The organism is uncultured Sphingomonas sp. (genome assembly GCF_964021865.1).
Lineage (GTDB): Bacteria > Pseudomonadota > Alphaproteobacteria > Sphingomonadales > Sphingomonadaceae > Sphingomonas.
In genome coordinates, this window is record NZ_CAXIAM010000007.1 from 34,923 (window position 1) to 58,150 (window position 23,228).

Here is a 23,228-nt window from a genome sequence, read left to right on the forward strand (position 1 = left end):
GGCGGCTCAGTAAATGGTCAAGCAGTCGTTGCTGCCGCGGACCAGAGCCGCGCACGCCCCCCTCCGCGTCCTCTGCGTGCTCCGCGCGAACCATTCCTTGAAGCCACCACCCCGCCCGCCCTAAAGACGCGGCACCCGAAAGAAGAGAGGCCAGCCCCCATGAAGACCCGCGCCGCCGTCGCGTTCGAGGCGAAGAAGCCGCTGGAAATCGTCGAACTTGACCTTGAAGGCCCGAAGGCCGGCGAGGTGCTGATCGAGATCATGGCCACCGGCATCTGCCACACCGACGCCTATACGCTCGACGGGCTCGACAGCGAGGGGCTGTTTCCCAGCGTGCTCGGCCACGAGGGGTGCGGCGTCGTCCGCGAGGTCGGCGCGGGCGTGACCAGCGTAACGCCGGGCGATCACGTCATCCCGCTCTACACCCCCGAATGCCGCCAGTGTAAGTCGTGCCTCAGCGGCAAGACCAACCTGTGCACCGCGATCCGCGCGACGCAAGGCCAGGGGCTGATGCCCGACGGCACGACGCGCTTCAGCTACAAGGGGCAGCCGATCTACCATTATATGGGCTGTTCGACCTTCTCGAACTTCACCGTCCTGCCCGAGATCGCGGTGGCGAAGATTCGCCCCGACGCGCCCTTCGACACCAGTTGCTATATCGGCTGCGGTGTCACCACCGGGGTCGGCGCGGTGGTCAACACCGCCAAGGTCGAGGTGGGCGCGACGGTGATCGTGTTCGGGCTCGGCGGGATCGGGCTCAACGTCATCCAGGGTGCGAAGCTGGCCGGCGCGGCGCGAATCGTCGGCGTCGACATTAACCCGGATCGCGAGGCGTGGGGGCGGCAGTTCGGGATGACCGACTTCGTCAATCCGAAGGAGGTTGGCGATATCGTCCAGCATCTGGTCGCGATGACCGACGGCGGCGGCGACTATACGTTCGACTGCACCGGCAACACCGTCGTGATGCGGCAGGCGCTGGAATCGGCGCATCGCGGCTGGGGCGAGTCGATCGTGATCGGCGTCGCCGAGGCGGGCAAGGAGATCAGCACGCGGCCGTTCCAGCTCGTCACCGGGCGCGTGTGGAAGGGCACCGCGTTCGGTGGCGCGCGCGGGCGGACCGACGTGCCGAAGATCGTCGACTGGTATATGAACGGCATGATCCAGATCGATCCGATGATCACGCACCGGCTGACGCTGGACGAGATCAACAAGGGCTTCGACCTGATGCATGCCGGCGAGAGCATCCGCAGCGTCGTGGTCTATTGAGGGGATGGCATAATGTTCAGTCATGTGATGGTCGGGTCGAATGACTTGGCGCGGTCGAAGACGTTTTACGACGCGCTGTTCGCCGCACTGGGCGGGCGCGAGGGGCGGCAGGACGACAAGGGCCGCATCCTCTACGCGCACGATGGCGCGCTGTTCATGATCTCGCGTCCGATCGACGGCGAGCCGGCGTGCCACGCCAACGGCGGGACGATCGGTTTCCGCATGACCGGTCCGGAGCAGGCGCAGGCGTGGCATGCGGCGGGCGTCGCCAACGGCGGCACCGCGATCGAGGATGCGCCGGGGGTGCGAACCAGCCCGTTCGGGCAGCTCTACCTCGCCTATCTGCGCGATCCGGACGGCAACAAGCTGTGCGGCACGTATCGCGTGCCGGCGTGATCTAGCCGGTCATGGCGAGCTAACAAAGCTATCCAGGGCGTGCTGATCCGGCCCTGGATCGCTTCGCTACGCTCGCAGTGATGAAAGAGGTCAACGAGAAGGATCATTCATGCAAACCGTCTCCACCGCCCGCGCACATGGCGGGACGCAGGGCGTGTACCGCCATCGCTCGACCGCGACCGGCACCGACATGACCTTCTCGGTCTATGTCCCCGATCACGCATCGGGCGCGACGTTGCCGGTCGTCTGGTATCTGTCGGGGCTGACCTGCACCCACGCCAATGTCACCGACAAGGGCGAGTATCGCCGCGCCTGTGCCGAGCACGGGCTGATCTTCGTCGCGCCCGACACCAGCCCGCGCGGCGACGACGTGCCCGATGAGGACGCATGGGATTTCGGCAAGGGCGCCGGCTTCTACGTCGACGCGACCGAGGCACCGTGGGCGACGCATTATCGAATGTGGTCCTATGTCACCGCGGAACTGCCCGCGCTGATCGGCGCGGAGTTCCCCGCCGACATGACGCGCCAGTCGATCATGGGGCATTCGATGGGCGGACACGGCGCGTTGACCGTCGCGCTGCGCTACCCCGAGCGGTTCCGCGCCGTCTCCGCCTTCGCGCCGATCGTCGCCCCGACCCAGGTGCCGTGGGGCAAGGCGCTCGATCGTTACCTGGGGGACGATGCGGCCGCCAAGCGCCGCCACGATGCGGTCGCGCTGATCGAGGATGGCGCGCGCGTGCCGGAAATACTTGTCGATCAAGGCGAGGCCGATTCGTTCCTCGCCGAACAACTCCGCCCCGACTTGCTCGCGACCGCCTGCGCCGACGCCGGGATCGACCTGACGCTGCGGATGCAGCCGGGCTACGATCACAGCTATTATTTCATCTCGACCTTCATGGCCGATCAGCTCGCATGGCACGCGGCGCGGCTGCGCGCTTGACGCAAGCGGGCGGGGCGGGGCATCAGCCCCCATGCCCGATCGCCTGACCGCCGACCCGCACACCATGAAGCGTCGCGGATTGTTGTTCGTCCTGTCCTCGCCGTCCGGCGCGGGAAAGTCGACGATCGCGCGGATGCTGCTCGCCAGCGAGCCGGAATTGTCGCTGTCGGTCTCCGCCACCACCCGCGCCATCCGCAAGGGCGAGGAGGACGGGCGCGATTACCACTTCGTCTCGCTCGACCAATTCCGCGAGATGGCGGCGAATCATGAATTCCTCGAATGGGCGCATGTCTTCGATCAGCGGTACGGTACGCCGCGCGCGCCGGTGGATGCGATGCTGTCGGCGGGCAAGGACGTGCTGTTCGATATCGACTGGCAGGGCGCGCAGCAGCTCCACCAGATCGCCGGGGGCGACGTGGTGCGCGTGTTCATCCTGCCGCCGTCGATGGAGGAACTCCGCCGCCGGCTCGAGGGGCGCGCCACCGACGCGCAGGAGATCATCGACCGCCGCATGAGCCGCGCCGATGCCGAGATCAGCCACTGGGACGGCTATGACTATGTGCTGGTCAACGACGATGTCGAGAGCTGCTACGCCAAGGTGAAGACGATCCTCGCCGCCGAGCGGCTGAAGCGCTCGCGGCAGACCGGGCTGATCGGCTTCATCCGCAAGCTGCGCACGCCGGCGGGGTAGGGGGCCCTGCGTCATTCCCGCGCAGGCGGGAATCCAGAACCTCTGACGGTAGTGGCTGTTGCGGAGACCTGCGCGTCTGGATTCCCGCCTGCGCGGGAATGACGGGTTTTGCGGTCAGTTAGAGCGCTTTTTCGCCGACGTGACGTAGGTTGCCGCCGTTACTGCCCCGCCGTCGCGCCCTCGACCACCGTTTCGAACACCTGCGACCGGTCCGGTCCCTCGGCGATGTGGAGCAGCACCCAGGTGTCGCCGCGTCGCGCGATGCGGACGCGGATGCGGTCGTTGAACAACCCGTCCGCCAGCCCGGTCGGCGCGACCTTCCCCGAATTGAGGATCAGCGCGCCCATATCGCGCCCGCAGGCGGGGCCGGTGCAGGCGAACACCGTCTCGAACCCGGCGGCTTTCAGCAGATCGGCGTAATAGCGATCGATCTGCAGCGGGGCGGTCGCCGGCTTGATGCGGTAATCGATATGGGTGACCTGCCCGGTGAGCAGGCGACGGTTGGCGGTGTCGTCCTCGGCGGCGATCGCACCGGTCGGCATCGTCACTTCGTCTTCGGAGGCGCCGCGGTAGCCGTCGATCTCCGCACCGGCGTAGCGCGGGAGCAGCGGATGATCGGTTCCGTCGCTATCCTGCGCCGTCGCGGGTGCCCCGGCGATCGACACCGCTGCGATCAATCCCGCCATCCAGCCCGTGCGCATCGCTCATCTATCCCCGTCGTGGATCGTTACGGGGGTATGCCCTATTCGCGATCGTACCCGCAACCCGTCCGGGCAGCGTCCAGCAGCGACAGGAACCGCGCCGCCGCATCGTAATCGCGGCGCTTGCCCTCACGCGCCTGCGTCGCCAGCGAATCTTCGCCCCAGCGTTCGGCCTGCCAGTCCTCGTCGATCATCGCGGCCTGCCACAGCGCGTCCGCCGTGGCGGCGCCTTCCGCGAGCGCGAGCGCGCCCACCAGGGTGCCGGTCAGCGTCACCAGCGGCGATAAGGCCGCAAGGTGGAAGGCGTCGCGGCTCGTCACCGCCTCGGCCAGTCGCGCGACGGTCGTTGGCGGCTGCGCGTGGTGCATCACGCCGGTGACGATCTCGAAATGCACGTCGTAGCGGTCGCGCGCCCAGTCGAGCAGCGGGTCCCACGTCGCGGCCTGCCGCGCGACCAGCTCAACGGGCGCGTCGGCGCGATAACAGAGCAGGTCGCTCTCGGCATAGGCCGCCAGCCCGGCGGCGAACTCCGCGGTCGCCGGCGCGATGCGGTCGATCGCGGCATTGGCGAGCCCGGTGAGCGGCATCGCGCGCGGGTCGATCGTCTCGCCCACCGCGCGCCATTCGTCCGCCACCGCCTCGGCAAGCGCCGCGGTCGGCAGCGCGAGCGGCGCGCGCCCCGGCGTCCGCACCGGGCGCGCGTCGAGCCGGATCGCGCGGTCGGCGTCCACCGCCACCTCGGTCCAGAAACGCCTCACTTCGGACTCCTCCAGCGCCGGGCCAGCGCGCGCGGCACGGTGGCGATCATCCACAAGGCGCTGACGACGATCGCCACGCCCAGCAGCCGCGGGCCCATTGTCTGCGTGCGCCCGAGCAGCACCACGCCCAGCAGCGCGCCCGCGGTCCCCGCCAGCCGCGTCGCGACGATCGCCGCCCAGCGGCCGCGTGCCGGATCGCTCATACCGCCAGACACTGGGGCAGATCGGCGCAGCCGTGCGCGATGCGCGCCGCTCCCGCCTGCCGCAGCGCCTCCTCGCGGTGATAGCCCCAGCTGACGCCGATCGCGCGGGCACCCGCCGCGCGCGCCATCGCCATGTCGAAAGTCGTGTCGCCAATCATCGCGGTCATATGGGGCAGCGCGCCGGCCTGCGCCATCGCGGCGTGGAGCATTGCCGGATCGGGCTTTGAGGGATGGCGATCGGCGGTCTGCAACGTGACGAAGCGGTCGGCGAGGCCGTGGACCGCCAGCACATGCGCGAGGCCGCGATCCGACTTGCCGGTCGCGACGCCGAACGACCAGCCGTCCGCCGCCAGCACGTCGAGCGCCTCGACCAGCCCGTCGTAGAGTGGCTCGGCGTCGAGGTCGCCGTCCTCGCGCATCCGGCGGAAGATCGCCCTGTACGCATCGGCCAGCGCCAGATGCACCGCCGCGGGAAGGTCGGGCGCCAGCAATGCCATCGCCTCGACGAGGCTCAAGCCGACGATCGCGCGAGTCGCGGGGCGCGGCGGCGCGGCGAGGCCGAGCGCGGCGAAGGCGTGTTCCATGACGCGGCAGATATTGGCCTGACTGTCGACGAGCGTGCCGTCGCAATCGAAAACCGCGAGTTTGATGGGCATGTACCGCCTGTTAGTCGGCGAACCGTGGGAGGCAAGCGGCGAGGCGCGCGTTAACGACTTCGTGACGGACCGAAGCTATGGTTAATCGGGCACGGACGCCGGGGGGCGTGCGGGAACTTTAGCCGGAGCCGAGGGGCGGGTAATGATCGAAGCCGTTGCACTGACGTATGGGATGCTGCTGAGTTTCGTGCTGACGGGTGCGTCGCGCAATCGCAAGCTGGAGCGCGCGAACCCGCCGATGCTCAACTACATCGGTTATGTGCTGTTCGGGATCACCTGCTCGGTGGCGCTGATGGCCGCCAGCTATGCGGCCTGGGGTGTGATCACCGATTCGGCGATGGCAATCTGAGCTTTCCGCTATCGTCGCCCCGGACTTGATCCGAGGCCCCGCTTCCTTTTGCCGACAGTAGGAAGAAGCGGGATCCCGGATCAAGTCCGGGATGACGGACAGGGACGGTTGGCGGTGACGGCAAGCAGCCGATTACCCGCGCTTGCGCGCCTGCGCATAGGTGCCCAGCACCCGTACCCATTTCGAATGGAAGCCCAGCTCCTCCATCGCGCGGTCGAACGCCGGATCGCCCGGGCGCCCCTCGACATCGCAATAGAATTCGGTCGCCGCGAAGCTGCCGCCGCGCTGGTAGCTTTCCAGCTTGGTCATGTTGACCCCGTTGGTCGCGAATCCGCCCATCGCCTTGTAGAGCGCAGCGGGGACGTTCTTTACCTCGAAGATGAAGGTCGTCATCCACGGCCCCTCGCCCGATGGGGGACGCGCCCCGCGCGCCAGCGTGACGAAGCGTGTGGTATTGTGGTCGGCATCGGCGATGTCGGTCGCCAGCAACTCCAGCCCATAGATCGCCGCTGCCCCCGGCGGGGCGAGCGCCGCGACGCTCGGGTCGCGCAGCTCGGCCACCACCGCCGCCGCGCCCGCGGTGTCGGGGTAATTGACGGGTGCGATGCCGTGCGCCTTCAGCCAGTGGCGGCATTGCCCCAGCGCCTGCGGATGGCTCATCGCCTGCCGCACGCCGTCGCGCGGGCCGCAGCCGATCAGCGCGTGGCGGATGCCAAGAAAATGCTCGCCGGTAATGACCAGCCCGGATTCGGGCAGCAGGAAATGCATGTCGGCGACGCGGCCGTGCAGCGAATTCTCGATCGGGATGATCGCGCAATCGGCTGCGCCGGTCTTCACCGCGTCCAGCGCGTCTTCGAAACTGAAGCACGGCAGCGGCAGCGCGTCGGGGAACGCCTCCTGCACCGCGACATGGCTGTTCGCGCCCGGCGCGCCCTGAAACGCGACCGCGCGCGCCGGTTCGGCCGCGGCGGCGGCGGTCATGGCGGCGACGATCGGGCGGGCAGGCGCGGCGTAACTTTGCATGGCCGCGTGGCCTAGAAGAGCATGCCGCGCCGCTCAAGCGCTTGCGATGCGCGGGAGCCCTTTCTATGGAACGCTGAAGGAAGAGGGGCGAAACGGCGACATGGACGATCGGACCAACACGATTTTCGGCTGGGCGCTGGCGGCGGCGGGGACGGCCCTGGGGCTGTCGATCGCGGGCGGCATGCTGTTCCACGGCGAGCGCCCCGAGAAGCCGGGCTATGCGATCGAGGGTGTCGAAGAGGCCGGCGGCGGCGGCGGCGCGGCCGAGGTGCCGATCGCCTCGCTGCTGGGCAGCGCCGATCCGGCCAAGGGCGCCGAGGTCTTCAAGAAGTGCGCGGCCTGCCACACGATCAACCAGGGTGGCGCGAACGGCATCGGGCCGAACCTGTACGGCACGCTGGGCGAGCCGATCGGGCAGGGCAAGGGCGGCTTCGCCTTCTCCGATGCGTTGAAGAGCGTCGGCGGCAACTGGGACTTCGACAAGATGAACGCGTGGCTGACCAGCCCGCGCAAGTTCGCCAACGGCACGAAGATGACCTTCGCCGGGCTCGGCAACCCGCAAGACCGGGCGAACGTGATCGCCTATCTGAACCAGCAGGGGTCGAACCTGCCGCTGCCGGCCGCTCCGGCCGCGGGCGCGGCGGCGGCGCCGACCGATCCGGCGGTGGCGAACGTGACCGAAGCGACCAAGGGCGACACCGCCGATCTCGCCAACACCGGCACGCCGGCATCGGGTGCGCCGTCGGTCGATCCGGCGGCGAAGGGTGAGAAGGCGCTGGGCGTCGTGCCGCCGGCCAAGCAGTAAAACTTTATTGTCATCGCGAGCGTAGCGAAGCAATCCAGGGCGTCACGCGCTGGGCTCTGGATTGCTTCGCTACGCTCGCAATGACGGCTCTCGTCCTTCGTCGCCCCGGACTTAATCCGGGGCGACGGCTAGGCGGGACTCACCCCGCCGCCAACCACGCCGCGACCTGCGCCGCGATCGGCGCGAACACGCGGTCGTCCGCCTCCGCTGCCGGCGGCTGCCCGGCGTCCGACGCGGTGCGGATCGCGATATCCAGCGGCACGCGGCCCAGAAACGCGATCCCCGCCGCGCGCGACGCCGCCTCCGCGCCGCCGTGCCCGAACGGGTCGGACACCTCGCCGCAATGCGGGCAGATGTAGCCCGCCATATTCTCGACCAGCCCGATGATCGGCACCCCTGCCTTCTCGAACAGGTCGATCGCGCGCCGCGCATCGATCAGCGCGAGGTCCTGCGGCGTCGAGACGATCACCGCACCGGCCGGGCGATGCTTCTGCACCATCGTCAGCTGCACGTCGCCGGTGCCGGGCGGCAGGTCGACCACCAGCGTATCGGTCGCGCCCCAATCGGCGTCGATCAGCTGGCCCAACGCCCCTGCAGTCATCGGTCCGCGCCACGCGATCGCGCGGCCGGGCTCGACCAATTGCCCCATCGACAGCAGCGGCACGCCGTACGGCGTCGCGACCGGCAGCAACACCTTGTCACGCGCCTCGGGGCGCGTACCTTCCACCGCCATCAGCCGCGGCTGCGACGGGCCGTAGATGTCGGCGTCGACCAGCCCGGTGCGCCGCCCCGCCTTCGCCAAGGCGATCGCGAGATTGGCGGACAGCGTCGACTTGCCGACCCCGCCCTTGCCGCTGGCGACCGCGACGATCCGGCGTGCGACGCGCTCCGCGGTGACGACGGTGCGGACCTCATAGCCCGGCCGCGCCGCGGTCATCCGCACGCTTGCCTCCAGTGCGTCGCGCGCCGGCGCGTCGAGCCCGGCGGCGTCGATCACCACGCCGATCCGCTGCCCCTCGATTCGCACGGTCGCGCGGGTTCCGGCCACCGCGGCGACGGCTGCTGCCACATCTTTCTCGTCCATGCCGGCGATCCGTAGGCGCGTGCAGGCCGCTTGCCACTGTTTTTCGTGAACGGCGCACCTATAAAGGCCAACATGACCATCCTGCGACGCTGGCTCCGGCGCCCGATCATCCTTGCTGCCGACAATAATGGACCGTGGGGAGGCGGCGGCGACGACAGTGCCGGCCCGCGCAACCCGTGGTCGGTGCCGCCGGGCGGCCGGCGCGGTTCGTCCAAGCCGACCGCGCTCGACGAATTCCTCAAGAAAACGCGCGTCGGAGGCGGTGGTGGCGGGGGCGGCGGTGGCGGTCGGCCGCAATTGCCGCTCGGCGCGTCGGCGCGGACGCTGTGGCTGATCGGTGTCGGGCTGCTGGTCGCGATCTGGCTGCTGCTGACGTCCCTCCACCAGATCGGGCCGCAGCAGCGCGGGGTGGTGACCTATTTCGGCAAATATTCGGGGATGCTGGAGCCGGGCATTCGCGTCACCTTGCCCGCGCCGATCGTCAACGTGACCAAGGTCGACGTCGAGCAGGTCCGCACCGACGAATTCCCGCAGGACGGCGGGGAGACGGTGTTGACCGGTGACCAGAACATCATCGACCTCGCCTACACCGTGCGCTGGCGCGTGTCCGATCCGCGCAATTACGTGTTCGAGATCAAGGACCCGCAGGAAACTGTCCGCGCGACGGCCGAGAGCGCGATGCGCGCGGTGCTGGCGACCACGCGGATGAACGATGCGATCGGCGCGGGCCGCGGGCTGATCGAGGCGCGCGTGACGCAGGTGATGCAGCAGATCCTCGACAGCTATCAGGCCGGCGTGCGCGTGCAGGGCGTGTCGATCAAACAGGCGTCGCCGCCCGCCGCGCTGGTCGACGACTTCAACGCCGTCACCGCCGCGCAGCAGGAAGCGGTCGGCAACCTCAACAATGCGCGCAGCTATTCGCAGCAGGTGATCGCGCGCGCGCAGGGCGAGGCCTCGGCCTTCGATCAGGTCTACGCGCAATATCGCCTCGCCCCCGAGGTGACGCGCCGCCGCATGTATTATGAGACGATGGAGGCCGTGCTGGCCAAGACCGACAAGACGATCGTCGAGACGCCGGGCGTGACGCCGTATCTGCCGCTCGATCGCGCGAAGAAGCTGGTCGAGCCGGCGCAGGGAACGTCCACCGCGCCCGCCGCACCCGCAACGGGGGGGCAGCGTTGATGAACCAGCTGATCCGTAACCCGATCGCCATCGGCATGCTGGCGCTGGTGCTGGCGATCGTCGCCGCGGCAACCTTCGCGATCGTACCGGAAACGCAGCAGGCGGTGGTCCTGCGGCTCAACAACCCGGTGCGGCTGGTCAACCAGTGGCAGCCGGGGCAGACGATCGGCAACACCGGCGCGGGCGTCATCGCGCGCGTCCCGTTCATCGACAAGATCGTCTGGGTCGACAAGCGCGTGCTCGACGCCGATCTCGACAATACGCTGGTGCTGTCGACCGATCAGCTGCGGCTGAACGTCGATGCCTATGCGCGCTTCCGGATCGTCGATCCGCTGAAGGCGGTGACCTCGACCGGCAGCACCTCGAACACCGAGGAGCGCGTCGCGGACCAGCTGCGCCCGCTACTCGGCACCGCGCTGCGCAACGAACTCGGCAAGGTGCCGTTCGCGGTGCTGCTCAGCCCGGAGCGCGGTGCGGTGATGGATGCGATCCAGAATTCGTTGCAGGGCTCGGCGCGCCAGTACGGCGCGGAGATCGTCGACGTGCGGATCAAGCACGCCGACCTGCCCGACGGCAGCCCGCTCGACAGCGCGCTCCAGCGGATGCGCACCGCGCGCCAGCAGGAGGCGAATACGATCCGTGCGCAAGGCCAGAAGCAGGCGCAGATCGTCCGTGCCGAGGCCGATGCGCAGGCCGCGCGCATCTATGCCGAGGCGTTCAGCAAGGACGCTGATTTCTATGACTTCTACCGCGCGATGCAGAGCTATCGTCACACCTTCGGTGCGGATGGCGGGCAGCAGCCGGAAGGTTCGACCAATATCATCATGAGCCCGAACAATGGCTATCTTCGCGCGTTCGAAGGCGGCGGCCGTTAATCGACGATGAGCACGGCGTTCATATTCAAACGCCGTTCATCGCGATTGCCGCACAGGATGCAGTGTATTCTTCACTTTCGGATCGGGTGACCAAGAGGACATGAAAACCGTGCGTTACGCTTACGCCCTGACCGGCGCCCTCCTGCTTGGCGGCACGGCCGCGTCGCTCGCGCTCCAGAACCCGGCCACCGCGCAGATCGCGCAGAACGAGCCGGGCGCGATCAGCGCCGCCGCGCCGCGCGCCGGCGCGCCGATGAGCTTCGCCGACATGGTCGCGAAGCTCCAGCCGGCGGTGGTCAACATCTCCACCACGCAGAAGGTGACCGTTCAGCAGCAGGCGAATCCGTTCGCCGGCACGCCGTTCGGCGACCTCTTCGGCCAGTTCGGTGGCGGCGGCGGTGGTGGTGGCGCACCGGTGACGCGCGAAGGCCAGTCGCTCGGGTCGGGCTTCCTGATCTCGGCCGACGGCTATGTCGTCACCAACAACCACGTCATCGCGCCCGCCGCGAAGGGCGCGACGGTCGAGTCGATCACCGTCACGCTGCAGGACCGAAAGGAATATAAGGCCAAGCTGATCGGCCGCGATCCGACCTCGGATCTCGCGGTGCTCAAGATCACCTCGCCGACCCCGCTGCCGTTCGTGAAGCTGGGCGATTCGAGCCGTGCGCGCGTCGGCGACTGGGTGGTCGCGATCGGCCAGCCGTTCGGGCTGGGCGGCACCGTCACTGCGGGCATCGTCTCGGCGGTGCACCGCCAGACCGGCGCGGCGGGGCCGTTCGACACGTTCATCCAGACCGATGCCGCGATCAACCAGGGCAATTCGGGCGGCCCGATGTTCAACCTGAACGGCGAAGTGATCGGCATCAACAGCCAGATCTATTCGCAGTCGGGCGGCAACATCGGCATCGGCTTCGCAATCCCCGCGACCGAGGCCAAGCCGATCCTCGCCACGCTGATGAAGGGCGAATCGGTCAAGCGCGGCTATCTGGGGGTCGGCATCCAGCGCGTGAACGACGACATCGCCGCGGCGCTCGGCCTGCCCAAGGACCAGGGCGAGATCATCGGCCGTGTCGAGCCGGGCGGTCCGGGCGCCAAGGCCGGGTTGCGATCCGGCGACGTGGTGGTCGCGATCAACGGCGAGGCGGTGACGCCGGAGCGGACCCTGTCGTCGCTCGTCGCCAATGCCGCGCCGGGCTCGACGATCAAGCTCGACGTGATCCGTGACGGCAAGCGCCAGTCGCTCAACGCGACGGTCGCGACGCGGCCGTCCGACGACCAGCTTGCCGCGATCAACGGCGACGGCGATGGCGACGACGGGCTGCCCGATGACGACAGCGGCGCGCAGGCGACTCCGGGGTCCAGCTCGCTCGGCATTGCGGTCCAGCCGCTCACCCCGCAGATCGCGCGCTCGATCGGGGTCGACTCGACCGTGCAGGGCGTTGTGGTCGCCAGCGTCGATCCGTCGAGCGATGCCGGGCAGAAGCTGAAGCGCGGCGACGTGATCTCCTCGGTCAACTCGCAGCAGGTGCGCACCGGTGCCGATGTCGCGCGCATCGTGGCCGCGGCCAAGGCGGCGGGTCGTCCGTCGGTGCTGTTGAACATCACGCGCGGACGGCAGACCAGCGGCTTCCTCGCGGTGAAGATCAAGTAAGTCCTGTCCGTCACCCCGGATCACCCTCCGGGGCGACGAAGGCAGGTGACTAGCAAAACGGGTCGTCGCATCGCATGATGCGGCGGCCCTTGTGCTTGGGAGAGAGAGCGTGGCGGACGGCGGCAGCATTTTGATCGGCGCAGGCGCAGGCGGCGCCGATCCGCAGCGGCTCGACCTCGCACGCGCCAACCGCCACGGATTGATCGCCGGTGCAACCGGCACCGGGAAGACCGTGACCCTGCAGGGCATCGTCGAGGGTTTCTCGAACGCCGGGGTCGCCTGTTTTCTCGCCGATGTGAAGGGCGACCTGTCGGGGCTCGCGATGCCGGGCTCGGCGACCGCCAAGACCCACGAAGCCTTCGCCGCACGCGTTGCCGAAATCGGCGCGACCGACTGGAAATATGCCGATACCCCGGTGCAATTCTGGGACCTGTTCGGCGAACAGGGTCATCCGGTCCGCACCACGATCAGCGAGATGGGGCCGCTGTTGCTCGCGCGGTTGATGGGGCTGAATGCGGTGCAGGAGGGCGTGCTGACGATCGCCTTCCACGTCGCCGACGAGGAAGGGCTGCTGCTGCTCGACCTCGACGATCTGCAAGCGATGCTCGCGCATTGCGCCGAGCGCGCCGAGGAACTCACCACCCGCTACGGCAACGTCTCGAAGCAGTCGGTCGGCGCGATCCAGCGCGCGCTGCTGCAATTGCGCGCGCAGGGGGCCGCGCATTTCTTCGGCGAGCCGGCGCTCACGCTGTCGGACCTGTTCGGCACCGACGATCGTGGCCGTGGGCTGGTCAACATCCTTGCCGCCGACAAGTTGATGGCCTCGCCGCAGCTCTATTCGACCTTCCTGCTATGGCTGCTCGGCGAGATGTTCGAGTTCCTTCCCGAGATCGGCGATGCCGACCAACCGAAATTGTGCTTCTTCTTCGACGAGGCGCATCTGCTGTTCGACGAGGCGCCGCCCGCGCTGATGGACCGGATCGAGCAAGTCGTGCGGCTGATCCGCTCGAAGGGGGTCGGGGTCTATTTCATCACGCAGAACCCGATCGACGTGCCCGACAGCGTCGCCGGGCAGCTGGGCAACCGCGTCCAGCACAAATTGAACGCCTTCACCCCGCGCGACCGCAAGGCGGTTCAGGCCGCGGCCGAGACGTTCCGCGCCAATCCGGGCGTCGATGTCGCGACCGCGATCACCGAATTGCGCACCGGCGAGGCGCTGGTGTCGCTGCTCCAGCGCGACGGCGCGCCGTCGCCGGTGCAGCGCACGCTGATCCGCCCGCCATCGAGTCGCGTCGGCCCGGTCACGCCCGAGGAGCGGCGTGTGCTGATCCAGACCGATGCGATCGGCGCGAAGTACGACACGCTGGTCGATCGCGAATCGGCGGAGGAATTGCTCGCCGCCAAGACGCAGGAGGCGGCTGCGGCGGCTGCTGCCGCACGCGCCTCGAGCGACGCGGAGAAGGCCGCCGCGGCGCAGGCGAAGGAAGATGCCCGCGCAGCGCGGGAGGCGGACCGCGCCGCCCGCGAGGAAGAACGCGTCCGCCGCGCTGCCGAGCGCGAGTCGGCGAACGACCCGTGGAACCGCGCGATGACCTCGGCGTCGCGATCGGCGTCGTCGGCGGTCGGGCGCGCGGTGGCGAACGAAGTGACCAAGGCAGTCTTCGGCGGCTCGCGGCGCGGTGCGAGCGGCGGCGGGCTGCTGGGGCAGGTGGTGCGCGGCGTGCTCGGCGGGTTGATGCGGCGGTAGGGGCGGTTGTTCACCCCTCCCCTTCAGGGGAGGGGCTGCAAACCCCCCTGACCCCCCGCCCATTTTCCGCTAAGGCGGCGCACATGACGACCGACTACGACCGCCCGTTGCTGACCCCGCCCGACGGGCAGAAGAAAGTGCTGCTTCATTCCTGCTGTGCGCCCTGTTCGGGCGAGGTGATGGAAGCGATGACCGCGAGCGGGATCGACTACACGATCTTCTTCTACAATCCCAACATCCACCCCAAGGAGGAATATGTCCTCCGCAAGGAGGAGAACATCCGCTTCGCCGAGAAGCACGATATTCCGTTCGTCGATGCCGATTATGACACGGTCAACTGGTTCAAGCGCGCGCGCGGGATGGAGTTCGAGCCGGAGCGCGGGCTGCGCTGCACGATGTGCTTCGACATGCGGTTCGAGCGGACCGCGCTCTATGCGCATGAGCATGGTTTCCCCGTCATCACCTCGTCGCTCGGCATCTCGCGCTGGAAGAACATGGCGCAGATCAACGATTGCGGCGAGCGCGCGGCGGCGCATTATCCCGATATCGCATACTGGACGTTCAACTGGCGCAAGGGCGGCGGCGCGGCGCGGATGATCGAAATCTCCAAGCGCGAGCATTTCTACCAGCAGGAATATTGCGGCTGCGTCTATTCGCTGCGCGACACCAACGCGCATCGCGTGTCGCAGGGGCGGGAAGAGATCCGCATCGGCGAGCTGTTCTACGGCGAAGAGACGAAGGCGGAGTAGGAGCGCGAGGCGCGTTGGGCCCATGCTTCGACAGGCTCGGTACGAGAAGTAAAGTTTAGCTTCCGTTCGCCCAGAGCCTGTCGAAGGGTGCGTCTCGCACGCCAGCCTTACCTACTATCCCGCCAGCGGCACCGCGATCGTCGCGCGCAGCCCCGGTCGCGCGTCGTCCAGCGACAGCGTCCCGCCGTGCATCCGTGCGATCGCTTCGACCAACGGCAGCCCCAGCCCATGTCCGGGCCGGTGGCGGCTCGCATCCAGCCGGCCGAAGCGCCGCAGCGCCGTGGCGCGTTCCCAGGCCGGGATGCCGGGGCCGTCGTCGGTCACCGTCAGCCGCATCTGCGCCGCCGCGCGCGTCACCGCCACCGTCACGCGCGAGCCGGGCGGACTATGCGTCAGCGCGTTGCCGACCAGATTGAGCGCCGCCTGCGTCAGCAACTGCCGGTCGCCCTCGATATCGCCATCCTCGATCGCCGCGAGCGTCAGCACATGCCCGCTGTCGTCCGCGCTCGCCGCCAGCGTCTCGGTCACGTCGGTGGCCACCGCCGAAAGCGCGAAGGCGCGGAAGGCGGTCCGCCGCTCGCCGCCCTCGACCTCCGAGATGCGCAGGATCGCGGAGAACATCGCCAGCAATTCGTCGCATTGCTCCAGCGCCGCCTCCAGCTCGGGCGTTGGCGTCTCGGCGACGATCAGCGCGAGCCGGCTGCGCAGCCGCGCCAGCGGGGTGCGCAGATCGTGCGCCACATCGCCGCCGACATGCCGCAGGCTCTCCACCAGCGCCGCGATCCGGTCGAGCATCCGGTTGAACGTCGCCGCCTGGCCCGCGAATGCGCCGCTGCCCGGCTCGACCGGCACGCGCTGCGTCAGGTCGCCGTCGATGATCGCCTCGGCGGTGCTGCGCAGCTCGCCGATCCGCCGCCGCACGATCGTGCTGAACGATACCGCGCCCGCGATGACGATGATGACGATCAACCCGAAGCCGAGCGCGTAGCTGCGCAGCCACACCGCCGCGAAGCCCTCGACCGGCTCGGTCTCGACCAGCGTCACCAGTTGCAGGCCCCCGCCGGCATCGCGGCGCTGGATGCGAAACGCCGTCGTGCCCGGCAGAACGCTGTCGCCCAGCGTCGAAAAGCCCGGCGGCACCGGCCCGGACACGGTCACGTTGCCGCCCAGCCGTTCGCCGCGCGCGTCGACCAGTTCGAAGCCGAGGTCGCCGGTTTCGCGCTGCGTGGACAGCGCTGTGATCCGCGTCAGGATGGCGGCGGGATTGCCGCGCAACGATTCGTCGAGCAGCGCGCGGCTCACCTCGTCCAGCCGCCGGTCGACCAGCGCCTCGATCGTGTGCCGCGACGCCGAATAGCTGGCATAGCCGGTCACCGCGGTCGCGGCCCCGAACGCGCCCAGGAACAGCGCGGTCAGCCGCCCGAGCGACGCCATCTCACGCGCGCAGCATGTAACCGACGCCGCGCTTGGTCGCGATCGGATCGTCGCCGCCGCCCGCCGTCAGCTTGCGCCGCAACAGCCGCACCTGCGCGTCGACGATGTTGGTGCCCGGCTCGAAATCATAGCCCCACACGCGCTCGATCAGCATCGCCCGCGTCAGGAAGCTGCCGGCATGGCGGATCAGCTCGGCGAGCAACCCGAATTCGAGCCGCGTCAGGTCGAGCGGCTGGTCGGCGCGCCATGCGCGGTGCTGGCCGGGGCTGACGACGATGTCGCCGGCGCGCAGCATGTCGCCGTCGCCCGCCGCGGTCCAGCCGCGTGCGCGCAGCAGCGCGTTCAGCCGCGCCTCGATCTCGGCCGCCGGGGTTGGCTTCACGCAATAATCGTCGGCGCCGGCGGTCAGCCCGCCGATCTTCTCGGTCGAGCGGCCCAGCGCGGAGAGCATCAGCACCGGCAGGTTGTGCCCCGCATCGCGCAGCCGCTCCACCACCGCGACGCCGTTCAGCTGCGGCAGCATCGAATCGAGGATCATCGCATCGAAGGCGTCGCGTTCGATCGCGGTCAGTGCGCTCGGCCCGGTTTCGGCGATCGTGACGTGATGATCGCGCTGCGCCAGTTCGGCCTTCAGCGCGGCGGCATATTCGACGTCGTCTTCAACGACCAGCAGCTTCATGGGTGCGCATCGCCACTTTGAGGATGATCGTCCGCTGCTATCCGATCGACGCGGGGACTGCTATCGTGCTTGGCGCGCCAAAGGCTTATCTTGCCAAAGTTTAATGTTCGCGCGCTGCTGACGGGGATGAAGCCAGGAATGACGCGACCGTTCGGCACCGGGGACATGGCGGCGCGGATTCGTGCCTTCGACTGGGCGGCCACCGCACTGGGCCCGATCGCCACATGGCCGGCGGAGCTGATGTCGACGGTCGAGACGATGCTCGCGATGCCGCGCCCCGCGACCTTGCTGTGGGGCGAGGCGCTGCTGCAACTCTACAACGACGCCTATGTCGAGGTCGCGCGCGATCGCCACCCGGCGGTGCTCGGCCGACCGATCGCCGAGGGGTGGAGCGACATCTACGACGACGAGGTGACGCAGCGACTGGCGACGGTGCGCGCGGGCGCGGCGGTGTCGGTGGCGGGGCGCGAGGTGTCGCTGCGCGATGCGGGCGGACGGTATGAGCGCCGCAGCTTCGACATAACCTGGTTGCCGGTGCGCGACGCCGACGGGGCGGTCGCGGGTGCATTGCAGCAGCTTGTCGAGGTGACCGATCATCGCCGCGCCACCGCGCAATTGCGCGACAGCGAGGCGCAGTTGCGGATGATGGTGACCACCGGCAGCCACATGCTGTTCCGGATGAGCGCGGACTGGCGCGTGCTGCTCTCCCTCGACGGGCGCGACATGCTGCCCGACGTGACGGAGCCGATCGACGACTGGGTCGAACGCTTCATCCCGCACGAGGATCGCGGCGCGGTATTCGCGGCGATGGCCGCCGCGCTCGACGGTCCGACGATGTTCGAGCTGGAGCACCGCGTCCGCTGTCCCGACGGGTCGATCGGCTGGGTCGCGTCGCGCGCGCTGCCGGTCGTGGATGCCGAGGGCCGGGTGGTGGAATGGTTCGGCACCGGAATCGACATCACCGCGCGGCGCACCGCCGAGGAGGTCGTGCGCCGCAGCGAGGAGATGCGTCGCATCGCGCTCGACGGCGGCGGGATGGGGGCGTGGCGGATCGACCTGGCGACGCGCGAGGTGCGCGGCGACGCGCGCTTCTTCGCGTTCCTCGGCATGCCGCCCAGCGACGAACCGCGGCTGGCAACCGACTTTCTGGAACGCCTGTCGCCGGAGGGGCGCGAGGCGGTCCACCGCTTCGTCACGCGCCGCATCGTGCCGGGCGAGGAGTTCGACGGCGAGCTGGAGATCGTCGCGGGGCCGACCGCGGGCTGCTGGCTGCGGTGGCGCGGGCGCGCCGACGGCCCCGATACGCGGATCCTGCACGGCGTCGTCTTCGACGTCACCGAACAGCGGCAGGCGACCGAGCGGCTGCGCGAGCGCGAGGAGATGCTGCGGCTGTTCGGCGATGCCTCACGCGACGCGCTGTGGATCCGCGATGCGCGGACGCTGCACTGGCGCTACGTCACGCCGGCATTCCGCACGATCTACGGGCAGCCGCGGCGGCAGGTGCTGACCGGCGACCACTATCGCAACTGGCTGGCGCTGATCCTGCCCGACGACCGCGCGCAGGTGGAGGCGGCGACCGCACGGGTGCGCGGCGGCGAACATGCCACCGTCGACTACCGCATCCGCGGCGCCCCAGACGGCGGGACGCGCTGGCTGCGCACCACCGAATTCCCGATCCGCGATGCCGCGGGGCAGGTGGTGCTGATCGGCGGCATCACCTCCGACGTCACCGCGTCGCGCCATGCGCGCGAGGCGGTGACGCGCAGCGAGGAACGGCTGCGCAGCGCGGTCGAGGTCGGCGGGATCGGCTTGTGGGACTGGAACGTCGCGACCGACGAGGTCCATTGGTCGGCCGAGCATTTTCTGTTGCAGGGCTATCCGGTCGGCTCGGTCGAGCCCAGCTATTCGGCGTGGCTGGCGCGTATCCATCCCGACGACCGGGCGGAGGCCGAGACGTTGATGGCCGAGGCGATGGGCGGCGGGCGCCCCTACAAGCAGGAATTCCGCGTCGTCCACCCGGACGGATCGGTGCACTGGCATTCGGCGCGCGGACGCTTCTTCTTCGACGAGGCCGGGCAACCGGTGCGGATGGTCGGCGCGATCGTCGACGTGACCGAACGCCGCGCCTGGACCGAGCGGCAGCAGGTGCTGATCGCCGAGCTTCAGCATCGCACGCGCAACCTGATCGGCGTGGTGCGGGCCTTGGCCGACAAATGCGCGCGATCCAGCCATGATCTGGCGGAGTTCCACCAGCGCTTCGGCGATCGCCTGCAGGCGCTGGTGCGCGTGCAGGGGCTGTTGTCGCGGCTGTCGGATAACGACCGCGTGACGTTCGACAGCCTGCTCGATGCGGAGATGGCGGCACTGGACGGAGAGGCGGCGGCGGTCACGCTGGCGGGGCCAAAGGGCGTGCGGCTGCGCTCCTCGACCGTGCAGACGCTGGCGATGGCGCTGCACGAGCTGGCGACCAACGCCGTCAAATACGGTGCGCTCGGCACGGCGGGCGGGAAGCTGTCGATCGCCTGGAGGTTGTCGGCGGCGGACGACGGAACGCCGTGGCTGCATATCGACTGGCACGAAACCGGCGTCGCGATGCCCGCGGCTGGAGTCGCCCCGCTCGGCTCGGGCGAGGGACGCGAACTGATCGAGCGGGCGTTGCCCTATCAACTCGGTGCGCAAACCTCGTTCGTGCTAGGCGCCGATGGGGTCCGCTGCCGGATCGCGATCCCGATCTCCCGCCACGCTAGCTGACCACGGCGCCGGATCGAGCGTCCGGCGCAGGAAGGTGACGAACGCGGTCACCGCCGCCGGCACGGCGGGCGCGCGCGGATGAAGCGCGTGGATCGCCAGGTCGCGCGGCCCCTCCCAGCCGGGCAGCACCGGCACCAGCCGTCCCGCCGCCAGCGCGTCGCCGACATCCCAGATCGAGCGCAACGCGATGCCGACGCCGGACAGCGCCAGTTCGCGGACGATCTCGCTCGAATTGGTCCGCACATGGCTCTGTCCGTCGATCGCCTGTCGGCGTCGTCCGTTCACCAGCCGCCACGGCCATTGGCCGTCCGCGGCGAGCAGCCGGTGCCGCATCAACTCGCCCGGCGTGCGCGGCTGGCCATGTTCGGCGAGATAGGCCGGCGCGGCGCACAGCAGCCGCCGGCTGTTCCCCAGCCGATGCGCGACGAGGCTGGGCGGGATCTCGCTTGCGATCCGCACCGCGACGTCGACCCGCTCGGCGACCAGATCGACATTGGCGTCGGTCAGGTTCAGCTCCAGCGTCACGCGCGGGGCGGCGCGCAAAAAATCGTGCAGTCGAGGCGCGATATGCAGCCGGCCGAACGAGGTCGGCGCGGACACCCGCAGCACCCCCGCCGGTTCGTCGCGCACGCCGGTGACGCGTGCCTCCGCCGCCGCGATGTCGCGCAGGATCGCGACGACATCGGCGTGGAAGCGTTCGCCGGCATCGGTCGCGGCCAGCCGCCGCGTGGTACGCTGGATCAGCCGCACGCCCAGCCGTGCCTCCAGCCGTGCCAGCCGCTTGGACGCCATCGCCGGGGAAATGCCCAGCGTGCGCGCCGCCGCCGACAGGCTGCCCGCCTCGATCACTTGCGCGAACAGCACGTAATCGGGATCGAGCATTCGTTCTTCCTGGGAAAAGGTGTTTGGAACTTTTGCCTGCTACCGACAGGATCGCAAGGTGTTTATGTCGGTCGGCGAGGAGGAAGTGCACGATGGCCGACGTTTTCGAGGATCGCGCGGGATTGCGGGTCGCCACCGAGCTTGCCGCCTTCGTCGAGCAACGCGCGCTGCCCGGCACCGGCATCGCGGCGGATGCCTTCTGGCGCGACCTTGCGGCGCTTTACGCCCGCTTCGCCCCGGAGAATGCGGCATTGCTTCGCCGCCGCGACGCGTTGCAGGCGCAGATCGACGCCTGGCACCGCGACCGGGCCGGGCAGCCGCACGATCCGATCGCCTATCAGGCGTTCCTGCGCGCGATCGGCTATCTGGTCGCCGAGCCGGCGCCGTTCACGATCGCGCCCCGCGACGTCGATGACGAGGTTGCGCACATTGCCGGGCCGCAGCTGGTCGTGCCGATCCTGAATGCCCGCTTCCTGCTCAACGCCGCCAACGCGCGCTGGGGCAGCCTGTACGACGCGCTGTACGGCACCGACGCGCTGCCGGGGGTCGCCGCCGGCCCCGGCTACGATCCGGCACGCGGCGCGCAGGTGATCGACTGGGCGCGCGCCTTCCTCGACGATGCGGTGCCGCTGGCGCACGGAAGCTGGCGCGATTGGGCAGGGGAGACGCCCGCGCTCGCCGATCCGTCGCAACTTGCCGGACGCGCGGGCGACAATTGGCTGCTGCGCCACCACGGCCTGCATATCGAGCTGGTGATCGACCGCACGCATCCGATCGGGCGCGACGATGCGGCGGGGCTGGCCGATGTGATCCTTGAATCCGCGCTCACCACGATCTGCGATCTGGAGGATTCGGTCGCTGCGGTCGATGCCGCTGACAAGGTGGCGGCCTACGCCAACTGGCTGGGGCTGATGCGCGGCGATCTGGAGGAGACGTTCGAGAAAGGCGGGCGGACGCTCACCCGTCGCCTCAACCACGATCGCGCCTATGTCGCGCCCGATGGCAAAGCCTTTTGGCTGCCAGGGCGCAGTCTGCTCTTCGTGCGCAACGTCGGTCATCTGATGACGACGCCGGCGCTCCTGCTACCGGACGGAAGTGAGGGACCGGAGGGCATCCTTGATGCGGCGATCACTAGCCTGATCGCGCTGCACGATCTTCACGATCTGGGCAGCCGCTACAACAGCCGCGCCGGCTCGATCTACATCGTCAAGCCGAAGATGCACGGCCCCGAGGAGGCGGCGTTCACCGATCGGTTGTTCGACGCGGTCGAGGATCTGCTCGGGCTGACGCGGCACACGATCAAGATCGGTGTGATGGACGAGGAGCGCCGCACCAGCGCCAATCTCGCCGCCTGCATCCATGCGGTGCGCGACCGGATCGTCTTCATCAACACCGGCTTCCTCGATCGCACCGGAGATGAGATCCATACAGCGATGCACGCCGGGGCGATGGTGCGCAAAGCGGACATGAAGGCGGCGGCGTGGATCGCCGCGTACGAGGACCGCAACGTTCAGATCGGGCTCGCCTGCGGTTTCGCGGGGCGGGCACAGATCGGCAAGGGGATGTGGGCCGCCCCGGACCGGATGCACGACATGCTCGAGCAGAAGGTTGCGCACCCGCGCGCCGGGGCCACCACCGCCTGGGTCCCGTCGCCGACCGCCGCGACGCTCCATGCCACGCATTACCACCGCGTCGACGTCGCCGCGCGTCAGGTCGCGCGCGCGGCCGAGCAGGTGGCATCGCTCGACGAATTGCTGACGCTCCCGCTCGCCGTCGGGCACGATTGGTCGGCGCAGGAGATTGCCGACGAACTCGACAACAATGCGCAGGGCATATTGGGCTATGTCGTGCGCTGGGTCGACCAGGGCGTCGGTTGTTCGAAGGTCCCCGACATTCACGACATCGGGCTGATGGAGGACCGCGCGACGCTGCGCATTTCGTCGCAGCATCTTGCCAACTGGCTGGAGCACGGGGTCGCCACCGCGGCGCAGGTCGACGCAGCGTTCGCGCGCATGGCCGAAAGGGTCGATGGCCAGAATGCGTCCGACCCGGCCTATCGCCCGCTGACGCGCGACAGCCTCGCGATGCAGGCAGCGCGCGCGCTGGTGTTCGAGGGCGCCGCCCAGCCCGCCGGCTATACCGAGCCGCTGCTCCATCGCTACCGCCGCCGCGTCAAGGCCGAGCAGGTGACATCAGCGAACGATCAGACGAACTGACGGGCGGGATACCGCCACCTTGCACGGCCTTGCCCTGATCGCGGCTTCGCACTCGGCGACGACGATCCGTACGCGGTAAACCGCGCCGAATGTCAGACAAGCCGAGGCGCTATAAGGCCGCCAATTGCGGTGCTCTGCACTGCTAACACTCGGCCGCCCATCGTCTTATTTTTGCAAAGCCACGCTGCAT

At 69.0% G+C, this 23,228-nt stretch carries 22 protein-coding genes; 13 read left to right on the forward strand and 9 right to left on the reverse strand.

Translation table 11 applies throughout. The annotated features are described in order from the left end of the window. Positions 1-159 precede the first annotated feature (159 nt). From AADI75_RS03290 to gmk, 4 genes are all read left to right on the forward strand, one after another. Entirely contained in the window at positions 160-1,266 is a 1,107-nt protein-coding gene (locus AADI75_RS03290) for an S-(hydroxymethyl)glutathione dehydrogenase/class III alcohol dehydrogenase (RefSeq protein WP_341207621.1), read from the forward strand. A gap of 12 nt (positions 1,267-1,278) precedes the next feature. Further along, the gene (locus AADI75_RS03295; RefSeq protein ID WP_341207622.1) at positions 1,279-1,662 is read left to right on the forward strand and encodes a VOC family protein; all 384 of its coding nucleotides are present in this window, start codon (positions 1,279-1,281) and stop codon (positions 1,660-1,662) included. Between the two features lie 109 nt (positions 1,663-1,771). Then, on the forward strand, positions 1,772-2,602 hold the full coding sequence (gene fghA, locus AADI75_RS03300) for an S-formylglutathione hydrolase (RefSeq protein WP_341207623.1): 831 nt from the start codon (positions 1,772-1,774) through the stop codon (positions 2,600-2,602). 31 nt (positions 2,603-2,633) lie between these two features. Further along, complete coding sequence (gene gmk / locus AADI75_RS03305; protein ID WP_341207624.1) at positions 2,634-3,293, forward strand: guanylate kinase; 660 nt, start codon at positions 2,634-2,636, stop codon at positions 3,291-3,293. 158 nt (positions 3,294-3,451) lie between these two features. On the opposite strand, the gene AADI75_RS03310 is transcribed toward gmk, so the two are convergent. Genes AADI75_RS03310 through AADI75_RS03325 form a run of 4 tightly spaced genes read right to left on the reverse strand, consistent with a single transcriptional unit; the run spans position 3,452 to position 5,611 of the window. Next, positions 3,452-3,994: a hypothetical protein gene (locus tag AADI75_RS03310; protein ID WP_341207625.1), complete on the reverse strand. Its 543-nt coding sequence runs from the start codon at positions 3,992-3,994 to the stop codon at positions 3,452-3,454. A gap of 41 nt (positions 3,995-4,035) precedes the next feature. Beyond that, positions 4,036-4,752, reverse strand: coding sequence for an ATP12 family protein (locus AADI75_RS03315; protein ID WP_341207626.1), 717 nt, complete (start codon positions 4,750-4,752; stop codon positions 4,036-4,038). Beyond that, positions 4,749-4,955: a hypothetical protein gene (locus AADI75_RS03320; RefSeq protein WP_341207627.1), complete on the reverse strand. Its 207-nt coding sequence runs from the start codon at positions 4,953-4,955 to the stop codon at positions 4,749-4,751. The genes AADI75_RS03315 and AADI75_RS03320 overlap by 4 nt, the downstream gene beginning before the upstream one ends. Next, positions 4,952-5,611 carry an HAD-IA family hydrolase gene (locus tag AADI75_RS03325; RefSeq protein WP_341207628.1) on the reverse strand — a complete coding sequence of 220 codons (660 nt, stop codon included), beginning with the start codon at positions 5,609-5,611 and terminating at the stop codon, positions 4,952-4,954. Before AADI75_RS03325 ends, AADI75_RS03320 begins: the two co-directional genes overlap by 4 nt. Before the next feature lie 142 nt (positions 5,612-5,753). On the opposite strand from AADI75_RS03325, the gene AADI75_RS03330 reads away from it, so the two are divergent. Continuing rightward, a complete protein-coding gene (locus AADI75_RS03330; RefSeq protein WP_028966707.1) occupies positions 5,754-5,960 on the forward strand; it encodes a hypothetical protein in 207 nt (68 codons plus the stop codon). A 132-nt stretch (positions 5,961-6,092) separates the two neighbouring features. Here the strand turns inward: AADI75_RS03330 and AADI75_RS03335 are convergent, their stop codons facing one another. Continuing rightward, a complete protein-coding gene (locus AADI75_RS03335) occupies positions 6,093-6,983 on the reverse strand; it encodes a prephenate dehydratase (protein WP_341207629.1) in 891 nt (296 codons plus the stop codon). A 100-nt stretch (positions 6,984-7,083) separates the two neighbouring features. On the opposite strand from AADI75_RS03335, the gene AADI75_RS03340 reads away from it, so the two are divergent. Further along, a complete protein-coding gene (locus AADI75_RS03340; RefSeq protein WP_341207660.1) occupies positions 7,084-7,788 on the forward strand; it encodes a cytochrome c family protein in 705 nt (234 codons plus the stop codon). Between the two features lie 139 nt (positions 7,789-7,927). On the opposite strand, the gene AADI75_RS03345 is transcribed toward AADI75_RS03340, so the two are convergent. Beyond that, positions 7,928-8,872: an Mrp/NBP35 family ATP-binding protein gene (locus AADI75_RS03345; protein ID WP_341207630.1), complete on the reverse strand. Its 945-nt coding sequence runs from the start codon at positions 8,870-8,872 to the stop codon at positions 7,928-7,930. A gap of 72 nt (positions 8,873-8,944) precedes the next feature. On the opposite strand from AADI75_RS03345, the gene AADI75_RS03350 reads away from it, so the two are divergent. The 5 genes from AADI75_RS03350 (at position 8,945) to AADI75_RS03370 (ending at position 15,076) form a co-directional block, all read left to right on the forward strand. Beyond that, positions 8,945-10,054, forward strand: coding sequence for a protease modulator HflK (locus tag AADI75_RS03350; RefSeq protein ID WP_341207631.1), 1,110 nt, complete (start codon positions 8,945-8,947; stop codon positions 10,052-10,054). Next, positions 10,054-10,929, forward strand: a complete 876-nt coding sequence (locus AADI75_RS03355) for a protease modulator HflC (RefSeq protein ID WP_341207632.1) — start codon at positions 10,054-10,056, stop codon at positions 10,927-10,929. Before AADI75_RS03350 ends, AADI75_RS03355 begins: the two co-directional genes overlap by 1 nt. A 109-nt stretch (positions 10,930-11,038) precedes the next feature. Then, the gene (locus AADI75_RS03360) at positions 11,039-12,580 is read left to right on the forward strand and encodes a Do family serine endopeptidase (protein ID WP_341207661.1); all 1,542 of its coding nucleotides are present in this window, start codon (positions 11,039-11,041) and stop codon (positions 12,578-12,580) included. A 109-nt stretch (positions 12,581-12,689) separates the two neighbouring features. Then, positions 12,690-14,327, forward strand: coding sequence for a helicase HerA-like domain-containing protein (locus AADI75_RS03365; RefSeq protein WP_341207633.1), 1,638 nt, complete (start codon positions 12,690-12,692; stop codon positions 14,325-14,327). Positions 14,328-14,410: 83 nt separating this feature from the next. Beyond that, the gene (locus AADI75_RS03370; RefSeq protein WP_341207634.1) at positions 14,411-15,076 is read left to right on the forward strand and encodes an epoxyqueuosine reductase QueH; all 666 of its coding nucleotides are present in this window, start codon (positions 14,411-14,413) and stop codon (positions 15,074-15,076) included. A gap of 114 nt (positions 15,077-15,190) precedes the next feature. Here the strand turns inward: AADI75_RS03370 and AADI75_RS03375 are convergent, their stop codons facing one another. Both AADI75_RS03375 and AADI75_RS03380 read right to left on the reverse strand, forming a co-directional pair. Further along, positions 15,191-16,510, reverse strand: coding sequence for an ATP-binding protein (locus tag AADI75_RS03375; protein WP_341207635.1), 1,320 nt, complete (start codon positions 16,508-16,510; stop codon positions 15,191-15,193). Position 16,511: 1 nt separating this feature from the next. Beyond that, positions 16,512-17,189: a response regulator transcription factor gene (locus AADI75_RS03380; protein WP_341207636.1), complete on the reverse strand. Its 678-nt coding sequence runs from the start codon at positions 17,187-17,189 to the stop codon at positions 16,512-16,514. 138 nt (positions 17,190-17,327) lie between these two features. Between AADI75_RS03380 and AADI75_RS03385 the strand changes: the two genes are divergently transcribed. Continuing rightward, positions 17,328-19,940, forward strand: a complete 2,613-nt coding sequence (locus AADI75_RS03385; RefSeq protein ID WP_341207637.1) for a PAS domain-containing protein — start codon at positions 17,328-17,330, stop codon at positions 19,938-19,940. On the opposite strand, the gene AADI75_RS03390 is transcribed toward AADI75_RS03385, so the two are convergent. After that, entirely contained in the window at positions 19,881-20,822 is a 942-nt protein-coding gene (locus AADI75_RS03390; protein ID WP_341207638.1) for a LysR family transcriptional regulator, read from the reverse strand. The genes AADI75_RS03385 and AADI75_RS03390 overlap by 60 nt on opposite strands. Positions 20,823-20,914: 92 nt before the next feature. On the opposite strand from AADI75_RS03390, the gene AADI75_RS03395 reads away from it, so the two are divergent. Then, positions 20,915-23,038 carry a malate synthase G gene (locus tag AADI75_RS03395; RefSeq protein WP_341207639.1) on the forward strand — a complete coding sequence of 708 codons (2,124 nt, stop codon included), beginning with the start codon at positions 20,915-20,917 and terminating at the stop codon, positions 23,036-23,038. The last annotated feature ends 190 nt before the right edge of the window (positions 23,039-23,228 follow it).